The organism is Streptomyces sp. NPDC048002 (genome assembly GCF_040653275.1).
GTDB lineage: Bacteria > Actinomycetota > Actinomycetes > Streptomycetales > Streptomycetaceae > Streptomyces.
In genome coordinates this window covers 24,730-33,638 of the sequence record NZ_JBEZNL010000060.1, presented here as the reverse complement: position 1 = coordinate 33,638, position 8,909 = coordinate 24,730, and the positions used below count along the sequence as shown (strand labels likewise).

The 8,909-nt window shown below is 71.3% G+C and carries 7 protein-coding genes; all 7 read right to left on the bottom strand.

Annotated features, from left to right (window positions below):
* Positions 1 to 108: 108 nt before the first annotated feature.
* Positions 109 to 1,176 carry a C40 family peptidase gene (locus tag AB0E07_RS38045; RefSeq protein WP_362262499.1) on the bottom strand — a complete coding sequence of 356 codons (1,068 nt, stop codon included), beginning with the start codon at positions 1,174 to 1,176 and terminating at the stop codon, positions 109 to 111.
* 80 nt (positions 1,177 to 1,256) lie between these two features.
* On the bottom strand, positions 1,257 to 3,986 hold the full coding sequence (locus tag AB0E07_RS38040) for a hypothetical protein (RefSeq protein WP_362262496.1): 2,730 nt from the start codon (positions 3,984 to 3,986) through the stop codon (positions 1,257 to 1,259).
* A 1-nt stretch (position 3,987) separates the two neighbouring features.
* A complete protein-coding gene (locus tag AB0E07_RS38035) occupies positions 3,988 to 4,344 on the bottom strand; it encodes a hypothetical protein (RefSeq protein WP_362262494.1) in 357 nt (118 codons plus the stop codon).
* The gene (locus AB0E07_RS38030) at positions 4,341 to 7,031 is read right to left on the bottom strand and encodes an ATP-binding protein (RefSeq protein WP_362262491.1); all 2,691 of its coding nucleotides are present in this window, start codon (positions 7,029 to 7,031) and stop codon (positions 4,341 to 4,343) included. Before AB0E07_RS38030 ends, AB0E07_RS38035 begins: the two co-directional genes overlap by 4 nt.
* Entirely contained in the window at positions 7,028 to 7,615 is a 588-nt protein-coding gene (locus tag AB0E07_RS38025; protein ID WP_362262488.1) for a hypothetical protein, read from the bottom strand. The genes AB0E07_RS38030 and AB0E07_RS38025 overlap by 4 nt, the downstream gene beginning before the upstream one ends.
* Entirely contained in the window at positions 7,612 to 7,962 is a 351-nt protein-coding gene (locus AB0E07_RS38020; RefSeq protein ID WP_362262485.1) for a hypothetical protein, read from the bottom strand. Before AB0E07_RS38020 ends, AB0E07_RS38025 begins: the two co-directional genes overlap by 4 nt.
* Complete coding sequence (locus tag AB0E07_RS38015; protein WP_362262482.1) at positions 7,959 to 8,891, bottom strand: conjugal transfer protein; 933 nt, start codon at positions 8,889 to 8,891, stop codon at positions 7,959 to 7,961. The genes AB0E07_RS38020 and AB0E07_RS38015 overlap by 4 nt, the downstream gene beginning before the upstream one ends.
* Positions 8,892 to 8,909: the final 18 nt, after the last annotated feature.

Below are 8,909 nucleotides of genomic sequence, written 5' to 3'. Positions count from 1 at the left end.
GCGGCGCGGAGCGAGAACCGGGCCGAAAAGAGAGCGCCGACCGACACATTGACGACAGATCACTTGGACACCGTCATCTCTTTTCGGAACCTACACGCGAGGCGGTCGTCACAGCAGCCGCGCTCCCCCCGCAAAACCCGGCATCGCGGTGACCGGGTCCACGCGCACCACGGCTCCCGGCCGCGGAGCGTTGACCATCCGTCCGCTGCCCACGTAGATCCCGACGTGGTAGATCGTGGAGTCCCGTCCGGGAGCGGTGGCGTAGAAGACGAGGTCACCGGCCTTGAGGGCGCTGGTGCCGAGGCCGGCCGGGATGCGTTGGCCGGCACCTGCCTGGGCGGCCGCCACGCGCGGCAGGCTGAAGCCTGCCTTCGCGTACGCGTACTGGGCCAGCCCGGAGCAGTCGAAGCCCTTGATGCTGGCCCCGCTCTTCCCGCTGGGGGAGCAGCAGATGCCGTACGACGCGCCGCTCGCGTTGCCGCCGCCCCATGAGTAGGGGACACCGCGCTGGGAGAGGGCGGCCTCGATGACGGTGCGGGCCTTTCCTGTGACGTTGCTCAGGTCCGGGTCCTTGGCAGCCGTCGTGTACTGGTCGATCCATCCGAGCACGTTGTCGACGTAGGCCTGCGAGTGGTTGTACTGGAAGACCGCGGCCTCCAACTGCGAGCGGCTCGTCAAGTCGCGACCGTTGCCGCACAGGTAGGCGGCGGCGCCGAGGGCTGCATCGTCGGCGTTGTGCGGGTCGGCGACCTGGTCGCCGCTGCTGTCTTCGCCGGCCGATTCCCACGTGGAGGGCAGGAACTGGAACGGACCGACCGCACGCTCCCCTTGAGAGGTTCCGTCCCACTTGCCGCGGTCGGTGTCCGGGAAGACTGTGGTGTTCCCGCCCTGGCCGGAGCCGTTGAGGAGCACCCCGTAGATCTTTGGACGGATGTCGCCGTTGCCGGTGATGCTGCGGCCGACAGCGTGGTTGGACTCGACTTTGGCAATGCCGGCGAGGACCGGCCAGCGCATGCCCCGGCACCCTGGCACGTGCTTTCCGACCTGCTGGACGGCCTTCTTGTAGGCGGCCAGCATGCGGGGAGGAATGTCCGCGGCACTGCCGCCCTCGGCGATCCCACCTTTGTCCTGCGCGCCGGTGGTGAGGGCGGCGTAGGCGCTGATGGTGTTGGCCATCGGTGCGGCGCAGCACACAGCGGCGAACATCAGCAGCGCCACTGCGCACCCCCACCGCACTGTCCGGTGCCGGGACGACCTCATTCGTTCTCACCGTCCTCGGCCGCCCAGCGGGCCCGCATGCCGCGCAGGGCTTCGGCCTGCCGCATCGCCTCCTGGATGCGGGCCTGGTTGCCCGTGTCGGCCGGACGGCCCGTGTCGGGGCCTTCGGGACGCGCCGGACGGGTGGATCTGCCCCGCCCGGACTGGGGCTGTAGCCCAGGACTGTCTGGGCGCGCTGAGGGTGCTGCGGGCGGGGGTGTTGAGGGATCCCTCGTCGCAGCGGGACGTGCAGGCGACGGGGCGGGGCTGCCTCGAGATTGGCTGGAGATTGCAGGACGGGCGGGCGATGCCTGGCGCGGGGCCGGGGTTGTAGTGGTTGCGGTGGGCAGGCGGCGGCTGGTGAAGGGGCCGCTTCCCCCGCTGTCATCGGTGTGCTCGCGGATGAGATGGGCCAGCCGGCCGCTCGTGCTGGCCCAGGAGCGGCTGTCCTCTCGCAGCGTGTTGCCCCACACCCGCACCTGCTGACGGGCGTCCTGGGCGTAGCGAGAGCCGGCAGCCCGGCCACTGCGGACGCTTCCCGGCAGACCGACCGTGGCCCCGTACGCGGTGCGGCCACTGCGGTTCAGGATGCGGTATCCGCGGAAGCGGACCAGCCGGTTGTGGGCGCGGGTGGACAGCAGAGTGCGGTCACTGTTCTGGTCGTGCAGCACCTGACCGGTGTTGCGGTCGACGACCTGCCCCTCTGCGTTGCGGTATCGGTCGGGCGGACCAGCGGGTCGAAGCGGGCCCGTGCCGCCTGGGCCGCTGCTGCCACCCGACGGTCCACCGCCGGTGTTCGGGTCGCCGTCTGCAGTAGCCTTGCGCCACTTGGCGAGCTGTTCGCGGTCGGGCCGGCGGCCGATCAGCAGCCAGTGCCCGCCCTTTGCGCCGAGCCGCGCGCCGAGCCCGCCCACGGCGGCAGCAGCGGTCAGCGGGGCGAGTCCGCGCCCTGCTTCTGCCGTCGCGTCGTTGAGCATGCGCCCGGTGTCGACGGGCATGCCGGCTCCGTCGGCAAAGGAGCCCAGTGCACGCATCAGCCGGTGGCGGGTGCCCAGCAGCCCGAACCGGCCGCCGCCCCCGCCGCCGGTGACGGCGCGCAGGCTCCCGCCGTATCCGCCTATCGCCGCGGGGGAGTTCATGGCGAGTGCGGCGCCGAGTTCGGAGGTGTCGCCGGGCAGATGGGTGCCGCCGATCTTGGCGTAGCGCATCCGCATCGCCATGCGCCGCCCGAAGGAGGCGATGCCGGTCAGGAGTCTGCGCTGCCCGGCCGCGCCCGCAATGGCGAGGACGTCGATGAGCAGGATCCGCTCGACCATCAGGTCGGGCCCATCGGTGATGGTGGCGTCCACGGCGATCCCGAAGAACGGGATGAACGCGCAGATCCCGACGACGGCCAGGATGGACATGCCCCACAGGGACAGCCATTTCCACACGGCCTGGCGGGCGGGTCCGGGCAGCATGCCGGCGACGAAGGTGACACCGGCCGCGGCCGCGGCCACCGCGCAGATGCCCTGGCTGCCCAGCAGGACGATCGTGGCGGACAGGAGCATGCCGCAGATGAACAGGGCGCCGATGAGCAGCAGGGCCGCGCCGCCGACCCGCCACCAGGTCGGCTTCTCCGCGTACGCGGCGCATGCTTTCCCGACGTCGCCGGCCTTTTCCAAGTCCTTGACGAAGGAGGCGAATTCGCGGTCCTCATCGGTGACGATTGCGTTGGAGGTGTCCAGGAGTTCACCGCCGGGTGTGAGCGACGGCAGGCCGTCTTGTCCGGTGTCATCGGCGTCGCCCAGGCAGTACTCCTTGGCCGGACCTTTCAGCAAGCTGCAGGCGCCTTCGTTGTCCGCCGTCTGCTGGTCCGCGTCGTAGCCACCGGTGACCCATTTCAGGTGGACGGCGTAGGCCTTGCGGTCGGATGCCTTGGCGGGGTCGAGGATGCGCCCGTACTGGAGCAGCATGTACGGCTTCACGATCAGCGCGTTGGTGATCGAGTCCTGGAGCGGGCGGGCCACCTCGGCGGCGGACACCGGCTGGCTGGCCTCACGTTCCAGACACGCGATTTCCTGCGGGCCGTCCATGTCGGAGCACGGGCCGAGGCTGGCGAGCTTGCCGCCCCAGTCGTAGGAGTTGACGCTCTGCTGAGCGACCTCGGCCGCCACCTGTTGAGCCTGCCCCAAGGGGCCGTCGGTGCCGAGGAGAGTGTCCGGGCGGATCAGGGCGGAGGCGGCGATCGCACCGATGAGCAGGGTCAGGAACATCTCACCCAGACCACGCCCGATGCGCCCGCGCACGATCATGAAACCGGTGAAGACGAACGCCCAGGCCAGCAGCAGGCCCTTCAGCCCGAGCGTGCCGACGACGACCGTGTCGTAGGCGTCGGCGACCTTCTGCGCCGGAGTGGTCAGGAGCGTCAGCAGGGGGAAGCGGAAGGCCAGTTCGACCGCCCATCCGGCCAGTCCGACCAGCAGTCGGATCAGCGTGAACAGCCCGGACAGCGCGAAAGCCAGCGCCTGCGTCTTGAAGGCGACGATGGATCCGCCCTGGGCGTTGAGTTCGTAGCCGTTGATCGGCACCCCCTCGGAGGAGGTGATGTTCAAGGGTGCGAGCAGGTCCCCGGTCTCGCTCGCGGTCTCGGCTGCGTACACGACCTGGCTGTTGACCATGACGAACACACCCGCGAGCAGCATGACGAACCCGGCCGAGCGCAGCGTGAAGCGGTCGGGACGGACCATGTCAGCGCCGCCCTTGCCCAGCAGCGTCCCGGAGCCGCCACACCACGACGGCGCCCACTCCGGCACCGGCCGGCACGAGCCGCCATACAGTCCCGGCCATGCCCTCCTGCCGGGGAGGGGCTGTTGTCGTGGCGCCGCGCTCGCAGTAGTCCTTGCCCGGACCGCCGATCAGCGCGCACGGATCCTTCTTGGTGGGATGGGCGTCTGCTGTGAAGGCGTGACCAGTGTGCGGCCACCATGCCTCCGGCACTCTCGCGGTTGCGCCCAGGATGAGCACCCCGACCGCGGCAGCGATCATGGTGAGGAGACTCGCGGCCGCAGCAAGGCGGCGGAAGTGGTGCCACGTTGGAGAGGTCATCGGGCGGATTCCTTCGGGCGGGAACCTGCGGCATTCATGGCGGGCAATGCATCCGCGGGCGGAGGGGCAGCGTTGGTGCGCCGTCCCGGTGTGGTGGTGATGGACGTGGTGATGCGCGGGATGCGGGGGATGGTGACCTTGATCCGGCCGGTGTTCTGGCGCGGGCAGGTCAGCAGGAACTCGCCCTCGCGGCCCGTGCGGCCGACCGGGGACAGGCCGGTGGTCACCAGCCGGAGCAGTTCGCTGTCATCCGGGTTGAGGCCGACGAACTCCAGACCGCGGCGGGCGCGCTCGCGGTCCGTGGTGCGGGCCAGTGCCCGGTAGGCCATCAGGCCCCGGTCGGGTCCGAGTTCGTGGGCGTCGTGCGAGCCCGCGAGCAGGCCGGCTCCGTGTTTGCGGCCGTCGTGGAGGATCTCGTGGACCAGGGCAGTGCCCTCGGCCGAGGACGTGAGCCAGTACAGCTCGTCGAGGACGACGGCGGTGAACCGTGCGGGGTCCTCGAAGGCTGTCTGGCGGGCGATCGCGGCTATCAGGTAGAGCACGGCCCGGCCGATCAGCGCCTCCAGCGGCTGCTGGTTGAGGACGTCAGGGTTGGTGAAGGCCGCCTTCGGGGGCAGCTTCAGACCTGTCGTGGTGATCACGATCATGTCGGAGGTGCTGGAGGCGTCCAGCCGCACCGGCGGCAGGGCTGGGTCGAAGACCATCCGCGCCAGCGAGTGGGTGGCAACCACGCGGATGAGACCGGCGAGAGTGGCAGCCGCGTCCTGGCGCCTTCCCGCCTCGCGCGCGGCCATCTCCTCGAGGACCGCCAGCACGCGGTGCATGGACGGGGCGTCGCTGAGCGCGGCCTGCTCGACGGCATGGTGGAGGACCTCGCCCTTGGTGCTCATCGGGCCGATGCCGAGCTGCAGGGTGAGGTAGGACAGGGCGTAGTGCCGTCCCTCGGGACCGGCGAACATGCGCAGCGGGTCGATGGACACTTCGGCCTGTGCGGCGTCGATGATCTGAACTTGGCCAGTGGCGGCGGTGCGGGCGAAGGTTGCCCATTCGCGGACGGGGGTGCGGTCGATGCAGATCGCGCAGCCGCCTCGCGCCCACACGGCTTCCGCGACCAGCTTCTGCAGCACGCTCTTGCCCGCGCCGAGGTCCCCGACGATGCCCATCGAGGCGGAGGCGTCGACCTTGGGCGCGTCCGCGACGTTGATCATGACGGGGCGGGTGGTGCCGCAGTCCAAGTCGATGCCGAGGAACATGCCATTGGGGTCGCCGACCTCGGCCGCGGTGAAGGCACCGCCCAGAGCCCAGTCCTCACTGATCTGGTGCTGGGTGAACTCCCGCACCACACCTGGCCGTACGGTGCCGGGCAGACCGAGGGTGAAGAGGGCTTCCTGCAGGCCGGCCGGGCGCACGGCCCGGTAGTCGGCGCCACCGAGCAGCGCGGTCAGGGCGCGGGCTCTGGTGTCGCAGACGGCGGCGGTCGGCCCCCACACCGTCAGGACCGTGACCGACTGCACCTCGACCTCCACGCTGGTGCGGGAGAGGCGGGCATCGAGCTCGCCCAGGTCGCGGGCGGCGTCGGTCAGCGAGGCGGGCATGCCGGTGGGACGGGCGTCGTACTGGTCGGCCTGGTCGATCAGTTCGTTCTTCTTGCGCCGCACCTGCTCGCGCGCCTTCTCCGCGGGCACGAGAGCGAGGTCGACGGTGTAGTCGACGGGGAAGTCGAGCAGCTCCAGCTGCGCGAACAGATCGGCAGCGTCCTGGCTGACCGCGGGCGGGCACTCGGCGAGCACCAGCTGCGCCTGGTAGCCCACCCCTTCCTCGGACTCGACCTGCAGCCAGCGCCGCACGAGCGGCGAGCCCGTGCCCGCCCGCCACCAAGCCTGACGGCCCGACCGCGGGATCCCGTCGCCAGTTTTGAGCTCGTTGTCGGGGTCGGGGTCGATACCGCCTTCCTGCAGGCGCACTTGGCCGAGGTCGGCGTAGCTGGGGGAGCGCAGCACACCGCCGCGTAGCCGCCCTCCGTACATGCCGCTGCTTTCCGCTTCAGCGAGGAGCGGCTCGGCGAGGCCGCGGTGCAGCGCGTGCTGGATCATCCACACGATCTCCGCCGGGCGGGCCGGGCGGAAGGCGATGCCGCCGGCGAGTGCGGCCTCCACTCGAGCGACCTGCTTGCGATACGCGCTTACCTCCCGCAGGGCCACCGGGGCAGGCCGCATGCCGAGCATCGGCGCGACCTGTGCCCATGCGGCGCCGAGCGACGCTGGCATGGGCAGGCCGGCCGTCTCGGTCTGGAGGGGTACGGCCAGCCACAGGGTGCGGCGGTGCATCTCCTGGCCGTCCAGGAGCTCGAGGGTGGCCTCGACGTTCTCCACCCACGGGTGCCGGCCCGCACCGGGTGCCCGCTGTTCGGCCGGATCGAGGCCCTCGATCATGCGCAAGGCGACCTCACCCGGATCGGCCTGCGCACACAGACCGAACAGGCGAGGGGCCCCGGACAGTGAGCGCACCAGGTGCGTGACCTTGGCGAGTTGTTCGTCGCGGACCGGGGCGGGCACGTAGGTGCCTTGAACGGTCTCCTCGACCCGGCCCTGTGCGTCCGGGCCTGGATGCAGGCGGTAGACCGCCCACACACTGCCCTGCGTCGACCACACCAGATGCCCGGCGATATGACGGATCGGAACCCTCACCGCGCACCGCCTTGCCGCGCGAGCGCGAGCAGCTGCTGCACGCCCGACACCGGCCCCGCTGCCGCCGCTGGAACCACCGGCTGTGTGCGGCGCGGTACGGACGAGCGGTCTGCCGTCGGCGGGTACGGCGCCCTGGCTGGGCGCTGCTGCACGGCGCGAGCGGGTGTGGCCTGCGCAGCCGGGCGAGTCGAGGGCGGGGTCGTGTCCTCGATGGTGAAGCCGCCGCGCAGGGGGCGGGAAGCGCGGTCGTGGGCGGCGCGCCCGCCGATCCGCCCACCGCGCGGCTGCCGGCCGAGCAGTAGCCAGCCCAGCGCGGCCTGCATCGGGGCACGGCCCCGGACCTTCGGCTGGCGCACCAGCCAGATGGCCAGGACCCAGCCGACGAGGGGGACCGGCCCCATCCACGACCACCAGCCGATCGTCTTGACCAGGAGGAAGCCGCCGCCGACGGCGACCGCGATCTGCGCGGGCGTGTAGGGGCCGAGCGGGATCTTCCAGTCCCCGACCTTGCCCAGCACCCAGGGATGGCGGCGGGCGGAGGTGTAGAAGCGCCCCACCCGGCCCGCAGCCGCCGCGGCGCTCACAACTTGCCTCCGACGCCCTGGAAGTGCCCTTGCACGCTGCCGGGGTCAGCACCGCGCACGATGCCGGGAGCGGCGGGTGCGCCTGCGCCCTGGGCGGGATTCTTGACCTCGTCCTCGAACATGTCCGCGAGGTCCTCGCGGGCGTTGTACAGGCCCAGCGCGATGATCATGAGCAGGAGGGCGCCGATCCCTGCCTTGAGGCTGAACTTCTGGATCATGATGATGACGACGAGGACGAGCAGTCCGGCCTGCAGGCCCTTGGTCGCCCAGTCCTTGAACATGCTGATCCAGCTGTCGCCGAGGTCGTCCAGCTGCCCGGCGAGGATCATGCTGTTCACCGTGTTCACCGGGCACCCCCGTCAAGGGCAGTGCCGGACTCGAGCGCGGAGACTTCCCAGCGGCCCGAGCGCGCGGTGAGGGCGAGCTCGTACGCCAGCGGCCACCGCCCGCCGGAGTCTCTGGCTTCCACGTGCGCGAGGACGCGGACCTTGGTGCCGTCGGCAGGTACCTGCTCGGATGTGGCGGTCTCTTCGGCGGCGGACACCTGTTCCACGGTGACCGCCTCATACGGGGCGGGGGAGACCGGCGACAGGTGCACGCCGGGAGCGAGGTAGCGGTCCACCTCTCCCGCCCCGGTCAGGTAGGCGGCGAGGAACTCCCCGGTGGCCGCGGACAGCTCTCCCTCGGGGACGCTCACGCCGTACGACGATTTGGCGGCCTCCGCCCTTCCCGGGCTGGCCACCACAGCGGGCGCACCGGTCACCGTGAACGAGGCGCCCGCCCGGTCGGCAGCCACCGGCACGGCGTAGTAGCGCACCGATCCGTCGGCGTATTGCGCAGCTACCGTCACCGACCACGCACTGTCCGCCCGCTGCGCACTGCGCACCGCCGTCACGGATTGCGGCACCGATTGCGCACTGGCATCCGGGTCGGGCAGTTCGAGGTCCGGGGCCATCGACTGCGCAAGCCGCGCCTGCGCAGTCGACGGATCCTCGGCGCTGCTGCGCAGCCACGCGCCGACGAACACCTGCGCATAGCCGCCCGGGTCGGAGGCGGCCTGCGCAGTGCGCACGGCGGCAGGACGGGCCGCGGAGGCCGCCGTGACCGTGGTCGGCGTGGAGGCGACGGCCACAGCGAGGGCGGCGGGGCCGACTGCGATGAGGGTCCAGAGCGCGAGGCGGGTGAGGCGGACGCGGCGGCGCATCGCCTCCAGCCGGGCACCGGCCGCGACCGAAGTTACGGCCTCGCCCAGTGCGGCCTGCTTGCCAGGGGACATGGTCAAACTCCCAGGTCA

What these genes read in the sequence shown, in the direction of transcription:
- AB0E07_RS38045 (WP_362262499.1), bottom strand. Translation starts at nt 1,176, where the DNA reads ATGGCCAACACCATCAGCGCCTACGCCGCCCTCACCACCGGCGCGCAG.
- AB0E07_RS38040 (WP_362262496.1), bottom strand. Translation starts at nt 3,986, where the DNA reads ATGGTCCGTCCCGACCGCTTCACGCTGCGCTCGGCCGGGTTCGTCATG.
- AB0E07_RS38035 (WP_362262494.1), bottom strand. Translation starts at nt 4,344, where the DNA reads ATGACCTCTCCAACGTGGCACCACTTCCGCCGCCTTGCTGCGGCCGCG.
- AB0E07_RS38015 (WP_362262482.1), bottom strand. Translation starts at nt 8,891, where the DNA reads ATGTCCCCTGGCAAGCAGGCCGCACTGGGCGAGGCCGTAACTTCGGTC.